The sequence below is a fragment of the Kocuria palustris genome (genome assembly GCF_016907795.1).
Lineage (GTDB): Bacteria > Actinomycetota > Actinomycetes > Actinomycetales > Micrococcaceae > Kocuria > Kocuria palustris.
This window is the reverse complement of the sequence record NZ_JAFBCR010000001.1, coordinates 1,499,097-1,519,969: the sequence shown is the minus strand read 5'-3', so window position 1 is coordinate 1,519,969 and position 20,873 is coordinate 1,499,097. Positions and strand designations below refer to the sequence as shown.

The following is a 20,873-nucleotide window of genomic DNA, read 5'->3' as shown; positions in this document are numbered from 1 at the left end:
CCGAATGCGGCTGCTGCTGACCCCTGAACGCCCTTCCTGGACGCGCTTCGCCTGTGGATAACCCGGTGGACAACCTGTGAGCGACACGGAGGACTATCCACCAGCTGTGGAGACCTCTGTGGATCACCGTGTGGACCGGCTGTGGACGGTGGTGGATGGGTGCGCAGGGGCGAGTGATCTCCGCGTCATCTGCCGAAATGCCCCCCCAGACCGCCCACAGTGTCACAGCGCTTCCTGGAAGTGGCTTCCTGCTATGTGCTGACTATGCTGGCGGCGTCCCGACTCGAAGCGACCTGCGGACCTCGTGCCCGCGCCGCTCGCCGGGGCAGACGCACCTACTCGGAGTCGATGGAGATCCTGAGCCGTTCCCGCTGCTGCCCACGCGGGTTGACCTTTGGGAGAAGACATCACTCAGCTCGCGATCTCCGCACCCGACCACCCCGACGACGACCGTCCCGGCGCCTCCGTCCATGGGGCAGGATCCGGGACCGTCGGCCGACGTCGGCGCCCGGTCGCACGGCCGCATGCGGACCTGAGCGGCGGCGACGCCGCCGCGGCCCTCGCATCCGCCGAGAGCCCCGAGGGCCTCACCGCGCATCGACCGGCCGAGCGGTCCGTCGAGGCCTTCGCACCGAGCCCCCGCGAGCGGGAGCTCCCCGAGCGGGCCGAGGCTCCGCATGCCGACCTGCTGCGCGTGGCGCGGACGCGCCTCGATGACGACGCCCTGCGGCACCTTCCCGACGCCCCGGCCTTCCGCCGCCGCGCCGAGGAGCATCTGGGGCGGCTCGTCGAGCTGATCGTGGAGATCTACGGAGACCGGGCCGAGCACCAGGAGCTGGCGGTCGTCGTCGGGGATCTCGCCGTCATGCTGGCAGGGTCCTGGGCCGCCCGCTCCAGTGCGCTGCGCCAGGCCGATGCGGCGGCCGAGGGGGCTCAGCCCTGGTGGCTCTCGCGCGGCTCGTTCGCCGCGGCCGCCTACGCCGATCGCTGGGCCGGAGGATTCGCCGGCGTGCAGGAGCGCATCCCCTATCTGCAGCAGCTGGGGATCACGCACCTGCGGCTCATGCCTCCGTTCCGCGCGCACCCCGAGCGCCCGGATGGGGGCTTCGCCGTCTCCAGCCACCGCGAGACCGATCCCCGCCTGGGCGGTGCCGACGACCTGCGGCGGCTCGCCGATGCCCTGCGCCGGGCCGGGATCTCGCTGATGCTCGACGTCGTGACGTCGAGGACGTCGTCGGACCACGACTGGGCGCGGGCCGCGGCCGATGGCAGCGAGTACTTCGAGCGCCTCTATCAGGTGCGGCGGGGGACGCGTCGGGGGTCGTCGCGGCCTCTGACGCTCGACGAAGCCCAGGCCCGCTCGGCCGCAGGCCAGGAGTGGGTGCCGCTGAATCCGGGCAGCCGGTTCGATCCCCGGCTCGTGCGCTCCACCGCCGCACCGGAGCAGTGGGATCTCGACTGGACCTCGCCGCACGTCCTGCTGTGCGTGGCGGGCGAGCTGCTGCACGTGGCCGGGCTGGGGGCGCAGGTCCTGCGCGTCGATCCCGCCAGCCGCCTGTGGAGCGGCGACGACGCCCGCGAATCCCACCGCCGCGGCCTGCTGGTCCTGGAGGCGCTGGCCGAGGTGCTGCGCATCGCCGCGCCCTCGAGCGTGCTCGAGACCCAGGATGCCGATGATGTCCGGTCCGAGGGCGCCCCGGTGGGGCAGGGGCTCGGGCGGACGTCGCTGATCTGGAGCGCACTGGCCACCCGCAGCGTCGAGATGCTCGAGCGCGCGGTTCCGCAGCCCGGGGCGAGCGCGGGCACCGGGCGGCTGCTGCCGGTGCGCCAGCACGACGCCCTGAGCTGGGGCTTCGGCCCCCAGGACGTCCCCGAGGGCATCGACCCCCAGGCGCATCGCGAGTTCCTGGACCGGTTCTACACCGGCGGCTTCCCCGGTGCCTTCGCGGCCGAGTCCGGATGCGTGCGCACCGAGCACGGGGTCTGCGGCACCTCGGCCTCGCTCAGCGGCATCCGCGAGGAGCCCGGAGCCGGCGCCGCGCGCCTGCTGCTGGCCCACGCGGTGGCCTTCAGCATGAGCGGGGTGCCCGAGCTGTGGCTCGGCGATGAGCTCGCCGTGCTCAACGACGTCGACTGGCAGCGGGAGCCCGGCCATGCCGACGATCCGCGCTGGCTGCACCGACCGCGGCTCGAGGCCTCGGCGCTCGAGAGCCGCCATGACTTCTTCGCGACAGCCGGGCAGGTCTACGGCACCATCCGCCGTCTGGCTGAGATGCGCGCGGCTGCCTTCGAGTTCGAGGGACAGGAGGTCGTGGACTTCGACACTCGGAATCCCGCCGTGCTCGGGCTCCAGCGGGTGGGGCTGCGCCCCGACGGCGAGCTGCCGCAGACCGTCGTCCTGTGCCTGGCCAACTTCTCGGACTGGGCCCAGTTCGTGACCGGCGAGACGCTGTCTGGCTTCCTCCCGCGAGGCACGCGACTGCGCGACGACGTCGAGATCGACCTGCGCGAAGGCATCCTGCTCGAGGCCCACGGCTGGTCCTGGGTCCGCGTCATCCCCCGGTGATCAGCACACTGAGATTTTCCTCAGCCCTTGGCTGAACCACCTTGACCTGAGTGACTCAGAACTATTGGATGGAAGAGTCACTTCGACGAAGGAAGGAAGTCTCATGGCTGAGAAGTTCGTTCTGCCCGACCTGCCCTATGATTTCGCCGCACTGGAGCCGCATATCTCCGGTCGCATCATGGAGCTGCACCACGACAAGCACCACAACACCTACGTGACCGCGGCCAACAAGGCCCTCGAGTCCATGGAGGAGGCCCGCGCCAACGGCGACGCCGCCGGTGCTGCCAAGCTCTCCAAGGACCTCCAGTTCAACCTGGGCGGTCACATCAACCACTCGATCTTCTGGAAGAACATGTCCCCGGACGGCGGCGACAAGCCCACCGGCGAGCTGGCTTCCGCAATCGATGACGCCTTCGGCTCCTTCGACAACTTCCAGGCGCAGTTCACCGCTGTGGCCACCACGATCCAGGGCTCCGGCTGGGCGATCCTCGCCTACGAGCCGATCGCCGGCAACCTGGTGATCGAGCAGATGTACGACCAGCAGAACGGCGTCCCCGTCGCCACGTTCCCGCTGCTGCAGCTGGACATGTGGGAGCACGCCTTCTACCTGGACTACCAGAACGTGAAGCCGGACTACGTCAAGGCCTGGTGGAACGTCGTGAACTGGGAGGACGTCGCCCAGCGCCTGGAGAAGGCCCGCGCCGGCGCCTCCTCGCTCGTCTGAGACCGACCGTCTCCGAACAGCAGCTGACTCCGACCGCCTGAGCGCGGCCGAGTCCGCCCGCACCGCCCCCGTCGCCCGCAAGGGCACGGGGGCGCTGCCATGCCCCGGCCCGTCCCCGCCTGCCTTCATGCACCCCAGAGCCGGCCAGGCGCGTAGGTTTCCGTCCCACAGACCGGGTGACTTTGATGTTTCTCCATGTCAGACTGGTTTCTACTGCTTCGGCTCACGGGGGTGGGTCGCTCGGGCATCGTCTACTACCGGGGGTTTCTATGCACCGCATCGGGCGTGCTGCCGTTCTCACATCCAGTCTGCTCCTGCTCACCGCCTGCGGCGGGGCGGGTGGGGGAGAGGGTGGCGAGTCAGAGCCGGCCGAGACTGTCACGGTGACGCAGACGGCGGAGGCCCCTGCAGCCAGCGAGGCCTCACCCGAGCAGGAGACGGAGTCGGCACAGCTGTCGGAGACCTCGTCGCCCACCCCGACTGAGCCGTCCGATTCCGTCGCCTCCGATGTGCCCTCGAGCAGCTCCGAGTCGTCGGATGATGAGGACGACGCCCCCATCTTGGGAGAGGACCAGAAGGGGGAGCTGCTGACCCTCTCGAACTTCTTCAAGCCCAGTGAGGTGTGGGAGGAGAACCGCTACGACGTGGCCGACCAGCAGGATCTGACCGGAATCGCCGGGGAGATCGATCAGTGCGGCGTTGAGACGTACTCCGACCCCGACGAGCTTGAGCTTCGTCTGGCGAACAACTTCGACACGCTGACCTTCTCCGCCGGCCAGGCGAATGAGTCCCCGTCCAGCGATCAAGTCTTGGTGGTCCGGGTCGAGGGCAATGGGGGGCAGCTGGATATCAAGCGCGTTCCCTTCAACGAGGTGTCCTCCTTCGACCTCGATGTGGCCGACGTCAACTCCCTGGTCGTCCAGGTCTACCTGGACGATGAGGTCGAGGACTGCTCGAGGAACGGGGCTTCCCAGGCAGTGCTCTGGGACTTCGAGTTGCAGTGAGCCGGAACGAAAAGGTTCCTGACGACCAACGTTCGGGGGGCACAGCTAGTCGGGCATTTCGAAATTGGTTGGGGAGAGTCCGGCGGAAGGTCTGGGGCAAGGCGCTAGCCATCTTCGGGGGTATCGCCGCCGTCGCTGTGTTCATTGCGCCGTTGCTCAGTGGCTACTACCCGCCTCTCAAGGATTTCGTTATGTGGCTCACGGCTGACGAGGCGACCGACACGAATTCGGATGATCCAGTACCGGAGAGTTCTCCCGACGTGGAGCCCTCGGGGCGGATACCTGCGGAAGTCTCACCTACTTCGCCCTCGGTGCTCAAGCCCGGAGCCTGTTTGGCTGATCCCGCGGACCTCGACTCGGTGGTCGCCTGCAACGTCGAGCACAGAGCAGAAGTAGTCTCGACGGCAGGTGACGAATGCAACATGGCCACGGTAGTTCAGTACGCCGGGGGCGACCCCGAGACTGACCTGCTCAGCGATGTAGTTCGACCAACCACGGTCTCCGAAAGCTGTGTCGTGCAGCTAGAAGGGAATCTTGCTGCTGCATCCCTGGAGGGGGCTCTGACGACCGGTCGGGGCGACGGGCTCCGTGAGTGCCTCGACGGACACTCTCGTAGGTTCGTGCCCTGCTCGGAGAGCCACACGGGGGAGGTTGTCGCTCGAGTGGACGCAGAGTCTGCTGATTCCCTTGACTGTGATTCTGCGGCCGCGCACTACCTAGGGCAGGGGTTGTCGGAGCGCTACTCGGACCTTGAGGTGGAGGAGGTCGCATCTGACTCGGCCCGTCGCTGCGTCGTCAGCCTGCGTTCCGACACGAGCTGGCTGGAGACTCCGCTCAGGAACCTCGGCAATGCCGAGATCCAGACATCGCCCATGTGACTAACCGTGTGCACTGGTCGCCGAGTCGACGCCAGAATGCTCCGGATCGCTGGTTCTGTGTGGTGAAGCGTTGATGCGGCGCTGGGGTATCCGGGAGGTACCAGCTCGCCGCCTCCGCTCTCGCGTCTGCGCACGCAGGCGCGCGGGGGGCGGTGGCGCGGAGCGCGGTGCGGCTGAACGCGGACGACGGGTCCGCGGGTGGCTGGGAAGCCGACGACTGCGCGCGGTGGACTCGCGCGGAGATCCGGGCGACGATGGGAAGGATGCGTGTGACACGGGCCGCACGCGACCGCTGGCCCCAGCGGACAGCCCTGGCCCGTGCGTCGAGAGCCCGTCGAGAGGAAGCCCCATGCCGAAGTTCCTGTGCACGTTCACCGTCCCCGGCCCCGCCGAGGACATGCTGCGCGAGGTCGGTGAGCTCGAGGTCATCGAGGGGATCTCCCCCGAGGACTTCGACGCAGCGGTGAGCGGCGGCGAGTACGACGCCGTGATCCAGCAGCTGTCCCAGAAGGTCGACGCCGACCTCATGTCCCGAGCCAAGGTCAAGGGCTTCGCGAACTTCGGCGTGGGCTTCAACAACTTCGACGTCGAGGCCGCCACCGAGCGCGGCCTGCTGATCGGCAACACCCCGGATGCAGTCACGGATCCCACGGCGAACATCGCCATGCTCCTGCTGCTGGGCGCCGCCCGTCGTGCCTATGAGATGCAGCAGATCGTGCGCGAGAGCGGCGGGCAGTTCCAGCCGTTGGCACCCAACGAGATGCTCTCCGAGGACGTCTCGGGCACGCGTCTGGGCATCGTGGGCCTGGGTCGGATCGGCAAGGCGATGGCCCGTCGTGCCCTGGGCTTCGGCATGGAGGTCGTGTTCGTCCAGCGCGCCCCGGAAGACCGCGAGGTCTCCGACGACGAGCTCGGCGATCTGGCCGGCAAGGTGAAGCAGGTCCCGTTCCAGGAGCTGCTCGAGACCTCCGATCACATCTCCCTGCACGTCCCGCTCAGCGACGGCACCCGGCATCTGATCGGCCAGAAGGAGCTCGCGGCCATGAAGCCCACCGCGGTGCTGGTCAACACCGCCCGCGGACCGGTGGTGGACGAGAAGGCGCTCGTGGCCGCGCTGCAGGACGGCGAGATCTCCGCTGCCGGTCTGGACGTCTTCGAGAACGAGCCGGTGCTCGAGCCCGGGCTGATCGATCTGCCCAACGCGTACCTGCTGCCGCACATCGGCTCGGCGGAGAAGTCCGCCCGCGCCCGCATGGGCGAGATGTGCGCCCAGAACGCGATCGCGATCGCCGCCGGCGAGGTCCCGCCCTACGCCGTGAACCCGGAGGCCAAGAAGAGCTGAGGCCCGATAGGACCGATCGACGACGGCGCCGCTCTCCTCTCGCGAGGGGGCGGCGCCGTCGTCGTGCGTGCTGGCGGGCGACACCTCGTCGCCAACCAGCGGCTCGGCGCGCTTGTAGCCTGGCGGGATGGACGACCAGGCCCCCTCCTCCCTCGAGGCGATGGGGCAGTGGATCGAATCGCTGCCCGTCGTGGGCACCATCCTCTTCTTCTGGGCCGTGGGCATCCTGCGGACGTCGATCATGTACGGGATCGCGCGCGCGGCCGGCAGCGGGGGCCGTCGTTCGCTGCTCGTGCAGCGCGTCGTCGCCTCCCCGGCGTACCTGCGCGCCGAGGCCTTCGTGAACCGGTGGGGCGTGCTGGCCGTCCCGGCATGCTTCCTCACCGTGGGATTCCAGACGGCGGTCATCGTCATGACCGGGCTGACCCGCATGCCCCTGGTGCGATGGATCCCGGCCATGCTCGCGGGCACCTTCTTCTGGGGCTGCATCTACGGAACGGTCGGGATGGCCGTGCTGCAGGCCTGGCTGCGCCAGCCGGTGGTGACGGCCGCGGTGGTCGTCGTCGTGATCGCGCTGGTGCTGGGGCTGCGCGCCTACTGGAGGCGCCGCGACGCCCGTCGGCGGCTCGACCCGGAGGTCGCCGCGCCCCTGGACTGACACGGGCGTACCCTCGACGGCGATGACCCGTTCCCCGCGCTCCCTCATGTGGCTGTGGCTGCTGTGCCTGGCCGGGGCGCTGACCCAGACCGGGCTGAACCTGCTGCGCCCCATCACGAGCTACAAGCTGATCGCCCTGGATGCCGGCCCGCTCACGATCGGCGTCACCACCGCCGCGTACGCGATCCTGCCGCTGATCACCGCGCTGTGGCTCGGGCGGGTCTCCGATCGCATGTCCTCGCTGCGGCTGATGCTCTGCGCCGGCGTGGCCATGCTGGGCATCGGCGGCGCCGGGCTGGCTCTGCTCCCGTCGGTGCTGGGCATCGCCGCCGCCAGCGCGGTGCTCGGGCTGGGGCACCTGGCCTTCACGATCGCGGGGCAGACCTCGATCGCGCGCATCGCTCCCGACGACCGCCTGGATGCCGGCTTCGGCTGGTTCACCGCCTCGTATTCGGTGGGGCAGATGCTCGGGCCGCTGCTGGGCGGGGCGCTCGTGGGCTCGCAGTCGGTCACCGGCTCCGCCTACGGCCTGGCGCGGATCGAGCTCGCCCTGTGGGTCGGGGCGGGACTGGCGCTGGCCGCGCTGCTTCCGGTCCTCCTGCGCACGAGCTCCGGGACGCTTCGGCCCGCTACCTCCTCCGACGACGACGCGCCGCGCGCCTCCATCGCCCGCGTCATGCGCGCCCCCGGTGTCACGCCGCAGATGACCGCCTCGCTCGGGCTGCTGGCCATGCTCGACATCCTCACCGCGTTCCTGCCGCTGGTCGGCGAGCAGGCGGGGGTGGCCCCGGTGGTCGTGGGTGCACTGCTGGCCATCCGCGGCGGGGCCTCGATCCTCTCGCGCGTGGTGCTGCCCAAGCTGGTGGTCCGCTTCTCCCGGCCCGGACTGCTCAAGGCCAGCCTCCTGGGCTCGGCGATCGCGCTCGCCGTGCCGCCGTTCGTGATGGGCCACGTGTGGCTGGCGGGACTGCTGCTGGCGATCGGCGGCTTCTTCCTGGGGCTCGGCCAGCCGCTGACCATGTCCATGATCACCACGGCCGTTCCCTCCAGCTGGCGCGGCTCGGCGCTGGCTGTGCGGCTGATGGCCAACCGACTGGGACAGGTGGGGATGCCGCTGATCGCCGGCGCGGTCGCCGCCCCGCTGGGGCCTGCGAGTGCGATCTGGCTGTCCTGCGCCGTGCTGGCCGCCTCCGGCGCGGAGCGCGCGCTGCGCAGCTGATCCGCCGCTGTCGTCGTCCTGCACCTGCCGCCCCGCGCACCTGCCGCCCCGCCCCCTCGGTTGAGGCCGCACGTATTCCTCTGATCCCGCCCCATGGCATGCGATGCTGCGGCATGAGCGAAGACGCCGCGCCGAGGCCGCACTTCTGCTGCTGATCGGACGTGATGACATGCGGTGGTGCGGCCTCGATGAGGGCGCATGACTGCAGGCCGCCCATCCTTCGCGGCTCCACAGCGACACATTTCCAGGGTGCGCCCGTCGCAACATCCTCTTCGGAGGGGCAGAGAGCTGGAGCCGACCGTCGGTCGGAGTGAGATGGGGTCCATGCCCACACCACCGCATCATCCGCCGGCGTCTCTGCAGGCGCGCACATTCACCCTCGACGACGCACGCGCCGCTGGCCTGACGCGAGGACAGCTCTCCGGCAGGGCGTATGGCAGCGAAGGGCGCAGCCTCTGGTCCTGTACGGAGCATCGGGCACCGGAGACTCCGCCGGGGCACGCCCCGTCGCTGGCGCTGCCGGCTCAGGTGGTGACTCCAGGAGCTGTGATCAGTCATGTCACCGCGGCGCAGGTGCTCGGTCTGCGACTCTCGAAGCGCCTTCGCGGCTCCACAGCGGTCCACCTCACCCAGACGGCTGGCCGGAAAGCCCCGAGACGGATCGGCGTCGTCGGGCACCGAGCACTCCTGGTCCCTGAGGATGTCGTGATGCGCGCGGAAATGCTGGTCACCGGGCCCACGCGGACCGCCGTCGATCTGGCCGGGATGACCCGCGGCCGGGGCCGACCGCTGCTCACCGACGACGACCTGCTCGTTCTGCTGGAGGGCATCATCGATGAGCACTCGACGGGCCCTCGAGCCGGCCTGGGGTGCCTTCGTCCGCTGGAGGCGATGGCGACCGATCTGCGGCGGATGTCGCGTGTGCGCGGCGTCGCGCGGGTGCGGCAGGGACTCGAGCGTGCGCTCTCCGCCGTGGACTCGGCACTGGAGACGCGAATGCGCCTGCTGCTGGAGGCCTTCGGTCTCCGGGGGTGGGTCACCGACATCGAGCTGACGGCGCCCGGGCATCGACCAGTCTGGCCCGATCTGGCGGACGTGGGGAATCGTCTTGCCTTGCAGATCGAGGGCCCCCACCACGACGGCATCGATCAGCGAGTCCGAGATATCGAACGCGAGCGGGCGACCGTCGCCGCCGGCTGGCGCGAGATCCGCCTGAGCTGGAAGGACATGCGCCAGGAAGTGCCTGGGACAGCTCCGGAAGCGGTCCGACTGGTACGGGCTGCGAGAGCGGGTCGCTGAGCTTCGAAGCCGCATTTGCGCACCTGATCAGAGTCGATTGGAGTCATTGGTGCGGCTTGAACTGACGCGTGGGACGAGGCCGCACCACCGCAGGCCATCAGCGCTGAGCGGTGGTGCATGTGCGGCTTCAACGGGAGTCGACTGAGGAGAGCCTCTCTGACCTCGGCGACGGCGAACGACCTAAGGTGAGAGCGGCCCCGACCTCAGGAGTTCTCCATGCCCTTCCGGCAGATGCTTCCCTCGCCCGCGCTCCAGGCGATCGGCCGCGACTTCCTCGCCGATGACGCCACCGTCGTCCGCAGCCCCCGTCAGCCCGGCGATCTCACGGGCGGGACGCGCGTGACGACGATCCACGGCGAGCACCTCGCCGTGCTGGCGCGCATGCCCCAGGATCCCGTGGCGAGCCATCTGGGAGTCGCCGCGGACATCTCCGTGGCCCAGGGCATCCGGGAGGGGCTGGGGAAGGGCGAGTCCATGCTCACGCTGTCGCTGCGGGTCGAGCAGCTCAGCGCGCCGCGCTCGGGGGAGACGCTGCGCGGTGCGGGCCAGCTGCTCAGTGCGGGGCCGACCGGCATCGTGGCCCGCGGCGTGCTGGTGGGCGAGGACGGGCGCGCGGTCGCCGAGGCGCTGGGACGCTTCATGGCGGTCGATGGCCAGGGCGGCTACGCGGGCTCCAGCCCGGAGTCCACACAGCAGTGGGGAGAGGTCGCCGAGCCCCAGGACTGGGCGCGGCTGCTGCCGCTGGAGCCTGTCGGGAACGACGACGGCCGCTTCAGCGTGATCCCCTCCGCCGACACGGCCAACAGCGCCGGGATCATGCACGGCGGGATCCAGATGCGCCTGCACGAGCTGGCGGCAGGACGGATGCTTGCGGCCAAGGCCGCGCACGAGGGCCGTGGCGAGGCGGCCCAGGCGCTGAGCCGGCCCGGATCAGCGGACGGCGCACGCAGGGCCGTCTCGATCGGGACGACCTATCACCGCCCGGTGCCGGTTGACGGCCCACCCCTGAGCGTGGGGGTCGAGGTGCTCAAGGACGGCCGCCGGATCGCGATCACGCAGTCGCAGGTCCGCGATCCGCAGGATCGGCTGCTGGGCTCGAGCGAGATCGTCTGGGCCCGCGGCTGAGCAAGAACGACCTCATTGGTCGCAGTGGCTGTCCATTCCGGCAACGCCGGTGACCGTGGTGAGCAGGAATACCGAGTCCTCCTGGGCGAGGACCCCGTGGCGGTGGTGCGTCAGGGCTGCGATCTCGCCCTCGGAGAGCTCGTCGTGCTCCTGGGCCGTGACGTGGACCCGGCCGCGCAGCACCTGCATGGAGGCCGCGGGCGGCGAGTTGTGCTCGGCGAGCTCCGCGCCGGCTCGCAGGGCCACGAGGGTCTGCCGCAGCGGGCCGTCGTGGACCAGCAGGCGAGCGGCTCGTCCGTTCTCCTCGCCCCGCGCGGTCTCCAGCAGGTCGTCGGCGATGCGGTGCAGCGGCTCCATGGCGGTCCTCCGTCTCGACAGGATGCGGCTCCGGTGAGCCGATGCCTTCAGGATGCCCGCTGGACGCGCCAGGCGCCTTGATCCCGGTCAACGAGCGGAAGTGCAGCGCGCCCCGGAACCACGGCGTCCTCGTCGCGCTCCAGCGGCCGCGACGAGGACCGCGGGGACCTCAGACCGCCTGGATGATCTGGAAGCTCGCGCCCTGCGGATCCGCCACGGTGGCCAGGCGGCCGAAGGGCGAGTCCATGGGTCCGTCCAGGACGGTGCCGCCCAGGCGGGTCGCGGTCAACAGCGCGGCGTCCACGTCCTCCGCGCCGAAGTACACGCGCCAGAACGACGGGGTGCCCTCCGGCAGGAAGCTCGCGGCCTCGCACAGACCGGCGGCAGCGGCCTCGCCTGCGCCGTGGGTCGCGTAGCGCACGCCGGAGGGTGCGTCCTCGGACTGCTCCGCCTCGTCTTCGCCCATGCGCGCGATATCCCAGTCCAGTACGTCGCGGTAGAAGGCCTCGGAGGCGTCGTAGTCGGTGGACATGCACTCGAACCAGCAGGGCAGCCCGGGCGCGGCGGCGGCCTGGATGCCGTCGAACGTTCCCGGCTGCCACAGGCCCACGGCGGCCCCGGCCGGATCGGAGAGCACGGTCATGGAGCCCAGATCGGACACGTCCATGGGCGGGAAGAGCACCTGCGCCCCGGCGGACTCCGCGCGGGAGACCGAGGTGGCGATGTCCGACGTGCGCAGGTAGACGGTCCACGTGGTGGGGCCGTTCGGCTCCTCGGTGGGTCCGTCGGGACCCATCAGCGAGGACATGGCGCCGCCGATCGCCCGTCCCTCGTGAGTGATCGTGTGGTAGTGCCCGAACTCCTCGCCGCCGTCCTGGAAGGACCAGCCGAGCAGCTCGGAGTAGAACCTCTGGGCGCCGTCGAGATCGTGGGTGGACAGGTCGATCCAGATCGGTCCGCCCTGGACGGGATTCAGCTTCTGCTCGGGCACGTGCGCTCCTCTGGCAGGGCCCGGGCCGTTCCCGGGCGTCCGCACGGAGTGTAGGTCCGGGCCTGTGACGGCGGAAGGGTCTGCCAGGATGGACGCGGACGTCGGAAGGAGAACCGTGAGCCTGTCGTCCCTGAACCTCCCGCCGCTGAGCCATCCGAACGGCTCGCCGGTGCGCGTGCTGGTCGTCGACGACGAGCCGGCGCTGGCCGATCTGGTCGCCATGGGCTGCCGCATGCTCGGCTGGGACACCCGCCTGGCCCATCGCGGCCGCGAGGCGGTCGAGATCGCCCGCGAATGGACCCCGGACGTCCTGGTCCTTGACTGGATGCTCCCGGAGTACGACGGCCCCGAGGTCCTCGAGCGCATCCGTCGCACGCAGCCGGCCGTCCCGGCGCTGTTCCTCACGGCCAAGGACGCGGTCGAGGACCGCATCGCGGGGCTGGCCGCCGGCGGCGACGACTACGTGACCAAGCCCTTCTCCATCGAGGAGGTGCTGCTGCGCCTGCACCGGCTGCTGGAGCGCACGGGCATCGCCTCGAGCTCCTCCGACGAGCTCGTGCTGGGCGATCTGTCCCTCAACGTCGTGACGCGGGAGTGCTCGCGCGGCGGGGGCCCGATCGAGCTGACCGACACCCAGTTCCAGCTGCTGCGCTACCTCATGGAGAACCCGCGCGCGGTGCTGTCCAAGGCCCAGATCCTGGACGCGGTGTGGGACTACGACTTCCAGGGCCGGGCGAACATCGTGGAGCTGTACATCTCCTATCTGCGCAAGAAGATCGACGCCGGCCGCGAGCCCATGATCCACACCGTGCGCGGAGCCGGGTACGTCATCCGCCCGGCCGCATGAGCCCGCGCCTGCGCTGGCGGCACAGTCTGGCGCTGCGCACCGTCATCGGGGTGGTCGTGCTCGTCGCCCTGGTGCTGGCGGCCATGGGGACGACGACCGCGCTGATCGCCCAGCGCACGCTCAGCGCACAGCTCGACGACTCCGTGCGCCAGGCCATGAGCCGGTCGTGGAACTTCCTGGGCGATCAGGGCGGCGGTCCGGGCGCCGCGCAGCCGTCGAGCCCGGCTGAGCCGTCCGAGGCGCCCGAGCCCTCCGGAGCCGCCGAGCCCTCCGATGTCGCTGACCCGACGAGCGCCGCCGATCCCGCCGACGACGGCCAGCGCGACCCCCTGGCTGCCCCCGGACAGCCTGTCGGGGTGCTCGCGCTCGTGCAGGAGGACGGGCGGACGACGAGCGCGCGCTACCTGGGCGAGGACGGCGAGATCCGGGAGCTGCCGGCCGAGGACGTCGCGGCGATCGAGGACTCCGGCGTCCTGAACGAGGCCGCCGATCCCCAGCAGGACTCCGACGCCCCGGTCCGAGCCCTCGAGCTGTCCATCGGCGCCTATCGCATGGGCGCCTCGCAGGCCCCATCCTCCGCGCAGGACGGGGCGGAGAAGGCCCCGGACGGCCAGGCGCAGGCATCGCAGGCCCCGGCCCCGTCGGCATCGCCGCAGGACGCACAGGTGAAGACGCAGGACCGCGTCGTGGTCACGGGTCTTCCCGCGGCGCAGATCGAGCGCACCACCGCCACGATCGTGACCACGGTGGTGCTGGTCTCGCTGGCGGCGCTGGCCGTCATCGCCGCGGCCGGGCTGTGGTGGGTGCGCCGGTCGCTGGAGCCGCTGCGGCGCATCTCGCGCAGCGCCTCCGACGTCGCCCAGCTGCCGCTGGCCCAAGCCCGGGTACCGGTCGCGGATCACCTCGTGCGCGGCGATCTGGCGCAGGAGGGATCCGAGGTCGGGGAGGTCGGCCGGGCGCTGAACACCCTGCTGCTCAGCGTGGACCATGCCATGACCCGCCGCGACGCCTCCGAGGCCCAGCTGCGCCGCTTCGTGGCCGATGCCTCCCACGAGCTGCGCACCCCGCTGGCCTCGGTGCGCGGGTACGCGGACATGCTGCGGCTGCGCGAGGAACTCACCCCGGACGGTCAGCGGATCCTGGACCGGCTGCTCGCGCAGGCGCAGCGCATGAACGGGCTCGTGGAGGACCTCCTGCTGCTGGCCCGCCTGGATGCCGACGCCGGAGCCCAGCAGCAGCCGTCCGGAGACCCCGTGGATCTGGGCGAGATCACCGCCGAGGCCGTCATGGACGCCCAGGCCGCCGGCCCCGAGCACGCCTGGGAGCTCGACGTCCCGGACGAGCCCGTCCCCGTGCGAGTCCCGGCCGCTCAGCTGCAGCAGACCGTCGCCAACCTGCTCTCCAACGCCCGCAAGCACACGCCCGCCGGGACCCGCGTCACCACGAGCCTGGGGATCCGCGACGGCCGTGCAGTGCTTGCCGTGGCCGACGACGGCCCCGGCATCCCGGAGCACCTGCAGCCCACGGCCTTCGACCGCTTCGCCCGCGGCGACGATGCCCGCACCGCCGGTGCCGAGGGCTCCTCGGGGCTCGGGCTGGCGATCGTGCGGACCATCGCGGAGTCCGCCGGCGGCAGCGCCCGGCTGAAGTCCCCGGCGCCCGGGCATGCGCACGGCACCGTCGTGGAGATCGAGCTGCCGCTGGCCTGAGCGGACCCGCTGCCTGCCGCGCTGCGAGTGCTGCCGGGCCCCAGTGCCGACAGCTTGGCCCGGTCTGCCTGGGCAGCAGCTGTCGGAGCATCGGCAGCGCTGTCAGGCAGCGCGGGTGCCTGCTGCGGCGCCGTCCCGTCGGTCGCCGTGGTCCAGGCGATCCAGCCGGTAGCCGATGCCGCGCACCGTGCGCAGCGCCGACCCGGAGCGCGGCAGGCGCGCGCGCAGCCCGGAGATCGACTGCTCGACCACATTGGAGCTGACCTCCTGGGCCGGGTCCCAGGCGGCGGCCAGCAGCTGATCGCGCGACATCACCCGGCCCGGATTGCGCATCAGGACGGTGAGCAGGCGGAACTGCTGGGCGGTGAGCTCGAGCTCCTGGCCGTCATCCGCAGCGCGGTGGCCCAGCACGTCGACCTGGAGCGGGCCGTTGGTGAGCAGGTCCGGCATCCAGGTGCGGGGGCGTCGGGCCAGGGCGCGCAGCCGGGCGCGGATCTCGATCGGGGTCGAGGGGGAGGGCACCACATCGTCGGCTCCTGCCTCCAGGGAGGCGGCCAGCGATTCGCCGTCGGCCTCGGCGGCGATCACCAGCACGGGCACGCCCACCTCCTCCTCCCGCAGGGAGCGCACCAGGAAGGCGTCGGCGCGGCCCGCGGAGTCGGTCGTGACCACCACGGCCTCGGGCTGGAGGTCCGCGCAGGCCCACGCGAGCTCGGAGGGGCGCACGGCCTCGATCAGGAGGTCATCGGCGGCCCATCCGGGCGGCACGGGCTCGTCGGTGCGGCGGGATCGGGCGGTCAGGTCCACTGTCAGGATTCTCATAGCCGCGAATATCCGGGCCGAGCCTGTGCTGGGACTGTGTCGGATGCCTGCTCGCGCTGAGACCTGCCTCGGCCCCTGTCCCCGGCGCACGCGGCGGATCCAGGGACGGGCCCGGGGCCCCGCTGTGCGTTCCGAGCCCCACATGCCGCTGTGAGCGCTACAGCCTCCGCACAGACTCGGATCACGGAGGAGGCGCAGGGTTCTGGTCATCGGCAGCCGAGACCGGCCGCCGGAAAGTTCCTGTCAGCGACGAAAGCAGAGAAGACCTTGACCACCACGACGACCTCCACCCGACGCCGCGGCCTGTCCCGCTTCGCCCTGGGCGCCGGCGGTGCGGCCCTGGCACTGACCGCTGGGCTCTCCGCTGTGCCGGCCAACGCCGCCGACACCGGCAACGCCACCCTCGAGGCCATCAAGCAGTGCGAGTCCGGCGGCGACTACACCGCCGTCAACGCCTCCTCCGGAGCCTCGGGCGCCTACCAGTTCCTGGACTCCACGTGGCAGTCCCTGTCGGCCTCGGCCGGCTACTCCACGGCATCCTCGGCCCCCGAGTCCGTCCAGGATGCTGCGGCGCTCGAGCTCTACGCGGCACAGGGCAGCACCCCGTGGGCCGCCTCCGAGTCCTGCTGGTCCGGGGCCGTGGGTACGACGGACGCCTCGGACTCCTCGGACGAGGACACCACCGCCGAGGACACCACGACCGGCACCGAGACCACGACGGAGACGGCTGCGACCGAGACCGCCACGGAGACGACCGGCACGGTCGCGGCTCAGTCCGGCACCGCGCTCGCAGTCCAGGCGGCTCCGGCCGATGCTCCGGAGGCTCCCTCGGACATCCCTGCAGATCTCCTCGGCGGCGCACCCGCGGCTCCGAACGGCGCCGAGCAGGTTTCCGCCCCCAGCGGTCAGGCTCCCGCCGGCCAGGTCCAGGGCAGCCAGGGCAGCCAGGGCCTTGCCGCTCCCGCGATGGCGGGCGCTCCGGCAGGCTGCTGAGCTCGCCCGAGCACTTCCTGAAGGACAGGGCTGCGGCCCCGCACCGTGCGGTGCGGGGCCGCAGCCCTGATCCGCGCCCAGAGCGCGGATCCTCTCGGCCTCGGTCCTCCTGCCGGGGGGGGGGGGGGGGGGGAGTGCCGGCTCGGCCTCTGCCCTCCTGCCGGGCAGCGCCGGCTCAGACCCGGACGATCCGCAGGGAGAGCGTGGGATCAGCCCTCGCCCAGGAGGCGTCGCGCTCGGGCGATCACGGGGGCGTCGACCATGGCTCCGTCCACGGCGCTGGCTCCGTCGACGGCCTCGACCACCGAGCGGGCCCAGGCGATCTCCTCCTCGGTGGGCGCGAAGGCCTCAGCCGCCGCCTCGACCTGCGCGGGGTGGATGCACAGCTTCCCGGTGAAGCCGTCCTCCCGGGCGCGCAGAGCCGCCCGACGCACCGGCTCCAGATCGCGGAACTCGGGGGTGGGGGAGTCCAGCGGGCCGGCCAGGCCGCGGGCTCGCGAGACGGTGACCACGCGCGCCATCGCCGCAGCCATGGTGCGCGAGTCCGCGCCGCAGCCCAGGTCGAAGGCCAGATCCAGCGCTCCGACCGCCAGGCGCACCACGCCGGGCTTGGCCACGATCTCCTCGAGGGTCAGCAGTCCGGCGGCCGACTCCACGGTGCCCACGATCCCGACCTCGAAGCCCAGGCCGTCGCGCACGTCGCGGACCTGATCGGGCGACTCCAGCTTGGGGATCAGCACGGCGTCGAGCAGCTCGGGGGCCTCGGTGCAGCCCGGAGCGGAACCGCCCACGGCGGCCGCGGCGGCACGGGCCGACGCGCTGTGCTCGTGGGCCCGAGCGGCACGGCGCAGAGCATCCAGATCGGCGCGCCCCGCCTTGGTCTGCGGTCCGTTGATCCGCACGGCCACGGGCCCTGCGAGGGCGCCCGCCTCATGGGTCCCGGTGAGCAGAGCGATCAGGTGCTCGCGGGCGGCGTCCTTGTCCGCGGCGGCCACGGCGTCCTCGAGGTCCACCACCACGCAGTCGGCTCCTGAGCCCTGGGCCTTCAGCACGCGATCAGGGCGCAGCGCGGGGCTGAACAGGGCAGTGCGGGCGGTCGCCAGCTGGGCGGAGGACGTCATCATGGCTCCAGGGTAGAGCGGGCCGCGCGTCTGAGCCCGTCCCAGGTCGGACGGGCCGGGGCCCTCTCCGAATTTTCATCCAGCGTCATGTACCGACATGTTGACTTCTCATTCCATCCGGTGTGTGCATTCGTGATTTCCTGGAGAGGTCTTGAGCCCGCGAGGTCACCTCATGGCCCGCGCACCATCTGGTCGCCGTTTCCCAAGGAGCACAGCATGAGCCTGGATCGTCATCTCCGCACCCCCCTGACCGTCGGGCTCCTGGCCCTGACGGGCGTCATCGGCCTGTCGGGCTGCGTGCCCACCGTCGAGGACGACTCCAGCGACTCGGGCCAGAGCGAGGAGACCGAGGCCGCGTCCTCGGAGGAGACGCAGGCCGAGGAGACCCAGGCCGAGGAGACGCCGTCGGAGGAGGCCTCCGAAGAGGCCTCGGAGAAGCCCTCCGGCGACGCTTCCTCGAAGTCCAAGGATGCTGCTCCGGCCGGCGATCTGGTCGATGCCTCCAAGCTCTCCGGCGAGCCCATCGAGGTCGTCGAGGGCGAGGGCGACGGCACCGTCGAGATCCCCGAGCACGACGAGCCCCTGGTGGTCGTCTTCGAGAACACCTCCAAGGACGAGTTCAGCTACCTCTACGGCACGGCCGATCCCGGGCAGAGCCTCGACGGCGCCGAGACCGGCGAGACCGTGATCTTCCTGCTGGATCCGTACGGCTACAACGGCGGCCTCGACTCCAACACCAAGAAGTGGAAGATGGAGGGCGACGCGAGCGACACCTTCAAGATGAGCTTCTACCCGCTGGATTCCATCCCGGAGGTCAAGGACGGCCAGGGCTCCGAGGCCGAGGGCACCGGCATCTTCCGCTGGAACCTCGAGGATGACGGCTACTACGCGGTCAAGCACGACGGCGAGTCGAACTTCATCGTCCACGGCGAGTCCCCGGAGGACAACGGAGAGACCTCGCAGCTGGCCTTCAACGAGATCGGTGCGATCGACGGCGGCCTCGAGGTCGAGGACGGCGAGTACATCATCACCGTCGACGCCGACGGCAAGTGGAGCTTCTCGCCCATCACCGAGGAGGACTACGAGAAGAACTACGAGCCGGTCGAGGAGTGATTGCTCACCAGCGGGCCGCCTGAGCCGGCTGGCCCCGCTGACCGCTGCGAGAGCCCCCTTCGCGTGCATGCGAAGGGGGCTCTCGCGCGTCGTGGACCACCGGGTCACGTGTTTGCGGATGTAAAGATTCGTCACAATGAGCTGTTCGGACGACATGGGTTTGCACATGCACATTTGCAGTGGTTAACTCTGAGGTGTCGGAACGAAGAGGACCGGCAGGCACCCCAGCCGAGCACCACCAATGACACGATCTCAGGAGGTCGTCATGAGCACGAATCGCACTCTCCGCACCCCGCTGACCGTCGGCATGCTGGCGGTGACCGCAGCCTTCGGGCTCTCTGCCTGCGTCCCCACCGAGGAGCCGGCAGTCGAGGAGACCGAGGCCACGCAGCCCGCCGAGACCGAGACCGAGCAGTCCGCCGAGACGGAGCGCCCGAGCGAGGAGTCGAGCGACTCCGGGCAGGACTCGAGAGAGGCTCCCTCGGAGGACGCCGATGACAGCGCCGCGAGCACCGACGCCAAGGGCGCCCCCACGGACGGCGACGACGCCGAGGCCAGCGGCAAGGCCACCGAGGACTCGGACTCCTCGGACAGCAAGGCCTCAGGCGACACGGTCGATGCCGGCGCCATGAACGGCGAGCCCATCGAGGTCATCGAGGGCGAGGGCGGGGGCACCGTCGAGATCCCCGAGCACGACGAGCCCCTGGTGGTGGTCTTCGAGAACACCTCCGAGGACGAGTACAGCTACGTCTACGGCTCGGCCGACAAGGGCCAGACCCTCTCCGGCGTGGAGACCGACGAGTCCGCAACCTTCCTGCTGGACCCGTACGGCAGCAGCGGCGGCCTGGCCTCGAACACCTCCTCGTGGGACATGGAGGCCGAGGAGGGCGACACCTACACCCTGAGCTTCTATGAGATGGACGCGCTGCCCGAGGCGGGCGACGGCGACACCATCGAGGCCGACGGCTCCGGCGTCTTCCGCTGGAACTCCGAGGAGGACGCCTACATGGGGGTGGAGCACGACGGCGAGTCGAACTTCATCGTCCACGGCGAGTCCCCCACGGACGACGGCACCGGCACCCAGTACGTCTTCAACGAGATCGGCGCCGTGACCGGGGGCCTGGAGATCGAGGAGGGCGAGTACATCATCGCTGTCGACGCCGACGGCAAGTGGAGCTTCACGCCCATGACCGAGGAGGAGTACGAGTCGGCCAGCTCCGATTCCTGAGCCGCAGGAAGCGCCCGGTCGCCTGATCGACGCGCACACGACGACGCCGCGCCGCGATCCCCACCACGGGGGCCGCGGCGCGGCGTCGTCGCGCGTCCTGCGGGCGAGGGTCAGTAGCCTGGCGGGCATGTTCAGTCACCCTGCCGCACCGATCCCGCCCCAGCAGCCGCAGGACTCGAAGGTCGCCGGCACCCCCGCCCTCGACGCCGACTGGGCAGCGGCGGCCACGCGCTGGGAGCCGGAGATCCGTCCGGCGTCGCCGGCGCACTGGTCCTGGCTGCGCTGGGCGTGGGAGCAGCTCGACGGAGACCTGCCGTCGTCGGCGGCACCTGCTTCTGGCGCGGCGGAGGGGTCCGAGGCGGCTGCGCAGGGCGACGCTGCGCTGCTGGATGCGTCCCTGGCCCTGCTGACGGCGTTCCTGCAGGCCGCCGACGGCGACGCCGAGGTGCTGTCGGGGGCGGAGGCCGAAGCCCCCGACGGCACCACCCTGCGCGGCGCACCCCGTGCGGCCGCGGTGGCGGAGGAGCTCGCCGCGCGCTGCGGCACGACCCTGGGCTTCGCCCAGCTGTGGAGCCTGGCTCGACCCGAGGAGCTCCAGGAGGATCCCTGGGTGGAGCTGGGCGCGGATCCTGCGGAGGCGGATCAGGAGACGGAGGTCGTCGATGTGCCCGGCGAGGAGGCCCAGCGCCGCCCCCTGTTCCCGCTGGACAGCGATGACATCGCCTGGATCGTCTCCGGGTCCATGGCCGCGGCCAAGGACAGCACCTGGCGGTGGTTCTCCGGCCTTGCCGCCGGAGCCGCGCAGAGCTGACTCGCGCAGGGCTGACCCGCCCTGAGCTGCTCCGCGCTCAGGGGCGCTTCCGGCCTGTCCGGGCGC

General features: G+C 71.0%; 19 protein-coding genes. 15 read left to right on the top strand and 4 right to left on the bottom strand.

Annotation, left to right across the window (positions count from 1 at the left end):
* Positions 1–394 precede the first annotated feature (394 nt).
* The 9 genes from JOE55_RS06670 (at position 395) to JOE55_RS06630 (ending at position 10,815) form a co-directional block, all read left to right on the top strand.
* The gene (locus tag JOE55_RS06670; RefSeq protein WP_204782399.1) at positions 395–2,566 is read left to right on the top strand and encodes an alpha-amylase family glycosyl hydrolase; all 2,172 of its coding nucleotides are present in this window, start codon (positions 395–397) and stop codon (positions 2,564–2,566) included.
* 103 nt (positions 2,567–2,669) lie between these two features.
* Positions 2,670–3,290: a superoxide dismutase gene (locus JOE55_RS06665; RefSeq protein WP_006214046.1), complete on the top strand. Its 621-nt coding sequence runs from the start codon at positions 2,670–2,672 to the stop codon at positions 3,288–3,290.
* A gap of 269 nt (positions 3,291–3,559) precedes the next feature.
* Positions 3,560–4,294, top strand: a complete 735-nt coding sequence (locus tag JOE55_RS06660) for a hypothetical protein (protein ID WP_204782398.1) — start codon at positions 3,560–3,562, stop codon at positions 4,292–4,294.
* A complete protein-coding gene (locus JOE55_RS06655; protein ID WP_204782397.1) occupies positions 4,291–5,172 on the top strand; it encodes a hypothetical protein in 882 nt (293 codons plus the stop codon). Before JOE55_RS06660 ends, JOE55_RS06655 begins: the two co-directional genes overlap by 4 nt.
* Positions 5,173–5,521: 349 nt before the next feature.
* On the top strand, positions 5,522–6,514 hold the full coding sequence (locus tag JOE55_RS06650) for a 2-hydroxyacid dehydrogenase (RefSeq protein WP_204782396.1): 993 nt from the start codon (positions 5,522–5,524) through the stop codon (positions 6,512–6,514).
* Positions 6,515–6,641: 127 nt separating this feature from the next.
* Positions 6,642–7,172 carry a DedA family protein gene (locus JOE55_RS06645; RefSeq protein WP_204782395.1) on the top strand — a complete coding sequence of 177 codons (531 nt, stop codon included), beginning with the start codon at positions 6,642–6,644 and terminating at the stop codon, positions 7,170–7,172.
* Positions 7,173–7,194: 22 nt separating this feature from the next.
* Positions 7,195–8,391, top strand: coding sequence for an MFS transporter (locus JOE55_RS06640; protein ID WP_239546477.1), 1,197 nt, complete (start codon positions 7,195–7,197; stop codon positions 8,389–8,391).
* Positions 8,392–8,706: 315 nt separating this feature from the next.
* Positions 8,707–9,690 carry a PDDEXK family nuclease gene (locus tag JOE55_RS06635; RefSeq protein WP_204782394.1) on the top strand — a complete coding sequence of 328 codons (984 nt, stop codon included), beginning with the start codon at positions 8,707–8,709 and terminating at the stop codon, positions 9,688–9,690.
* 216 nt (positions 9,691–9,906) lie between these two features.
* On the top strand, positions 9,907–10,815 hold the full coding sequence (locus JOE55_RS06630; RefSeq protein ID WP_204782393.1) for a PaaI family thioesterase: 909 nt from the start codon (positions 9,907–9,909) through the stop codon (positions 10,813–10,815).
* Positions 10,816–10,827: 12 nt separating this feature from the next.
* Here the strand turns inward: JOE55_RS06630 and JOE55_RS06625 are convergent, their stop codons facing one another.
* Both JOE55_RS06625 and JOE55_RS06620 read right to left on the bottom strand, forming a co-directional pair.
* Positions 10,828–11,172, bottom strand: a complete 345-nt coding sequence (locus JOE55_RS06625; RefSeq protein WP_053448052.1) for a cupin domain-containing protein — start codon at positions 11,170–11,172, stop codon at positions 10,828–10,830.
* Positions 11,173–11,341: 169 nt separating this feature from the next.
* Positions 11,342–12,163, bottom strand: coding sequence for a VOC family protein (locus JOE55_RS06620; RefSeq protein WP_204782392.1), 822 nt, complete (start codon positions 12,161–12,163; stop codon positions 11,342–11,344).
* Between the two features lie 88 nt (positions 12,164–12,251).
* Here JOE55_RS06620 and JOE55_RS06615 point away from each other — a divergent pair, with 88 nt between their 5' ends.
* Positions 12,252–13,010, top strand: a complete 759-nt coding sequence (locus JOE55_RS06615; protein WP_343884069.1) for a response regulator transcription factor — start codon at positions 12,252–12,254, stop codon at positions 13,008–13,010.
* Positions 13,007–14,719 (top strand): sensor histidine kinase, encoded by a 1,713-nt coding sequence (locus JOE55_RS06610; protein WP_204782391.1) that lies wholly within the window; start codon positions 13,007–13,009, stop codon positions 14,717–14,719. Before JOE55_RS06615 ends, JOE55_RS06610 begins: the two co-directional genes overlap by 4 nt.
* Before the next feature lie 102 nt (positions 14,720–14,821).
* Here the strand turns inward: JOE55_RS06610 and JOE55_RS06605 are convergent, their stop codons facing one another.
* Positions 14,822–15,541, bottom strand: a complete 720-nt coding sequence (locus JOE55_RS06605) for a response regulator transcription factor (RefSeq protein ID WP_204782390.1) — start codon at positions 15,539–15,541, stop codon at positions 14,822–14,824.
* Between the two features lie 267 nt (positions 15,542–15,808).
* Here JOE55_RS06605 and JOE55_RS13310 point away from each other — a divergent pair, with 267 nt between their 5' ends.
* Positions 15,809–16,534, top strand: coding sequence for a transglycosylase family protein (locus tag JOE55_RS13310; protein WP_275580797.1), 726 nt, complete (start codon positions 15,809–15,811; stop codon positions 16,532–16,534).
* A gap of 209 nt (positions 16,535–16,743) precedes the next feature.
* Here JOE55_RS13310 and JOE55_RS06595 read toward each other — a convergent pair whose 3' ends face one another.
* On the bottom strand, positions 16,744–17,658 hold the full coding sequence (locus JOE55_RS06595) for an HpcH/HpaI aldolase/citrate lyase family protein (RefSeq protein ID WP_204782389.1): 915 nt from the start codon (positions 17,656–17,658) through the stop codon (positions 16,744–16,746).
* A gap of 213 nt (positions 17,659–17,871) precedes the next feature.
* Between JOE55_RS06595 and JOE55_RS06590 the strand changes: the two genes are divergently transcribed.
* The 3 genes from JOE55_RS06590 (at position 17,872) to JOE55_RS06580 (ending at position 20,807) form a co-directional block, all read left to right on the top strand.
* Positions 17,872–18,768: a hypothetical protein gene (locus JOE55_RS06590; RefSeq protein WP_204782388.1), complete on the top strand. Its 897-nt coding sequence runs from the start codon at positions 17,872–17,874 to the stop codon at positions 18,766–18,768.
* A 265-nt stretch (positions 18,769–19,033) separates the two neighbouring features.
* The gene (locus tag JOE55_RS06585) at positions 19,034–19,996 is read left to right on the top strand and encodes a hypothetical protein (protein WP_204782387.1); all 963 of its coding nucleotides are present in this window, start codon (positions 19,034–19,036) and stop codon (positions 19,994–19,996) included.
* Between the two features lie 127 nt (positions 19,997–20,123).
* On the top strand, positions 20,124–20,807 hold the full coding sequence (locus tag JOE55_RS06580; RefSeq protein ID WP_204782386.1) for a hypothetical protein: 684 nt from the start codon (positions 20,124–20,126) through the stop codon (positions 20,805–20,807).
* The last annotated feature ends 66 nt before the right edge of the window (positions 20,808–20,873 follow it).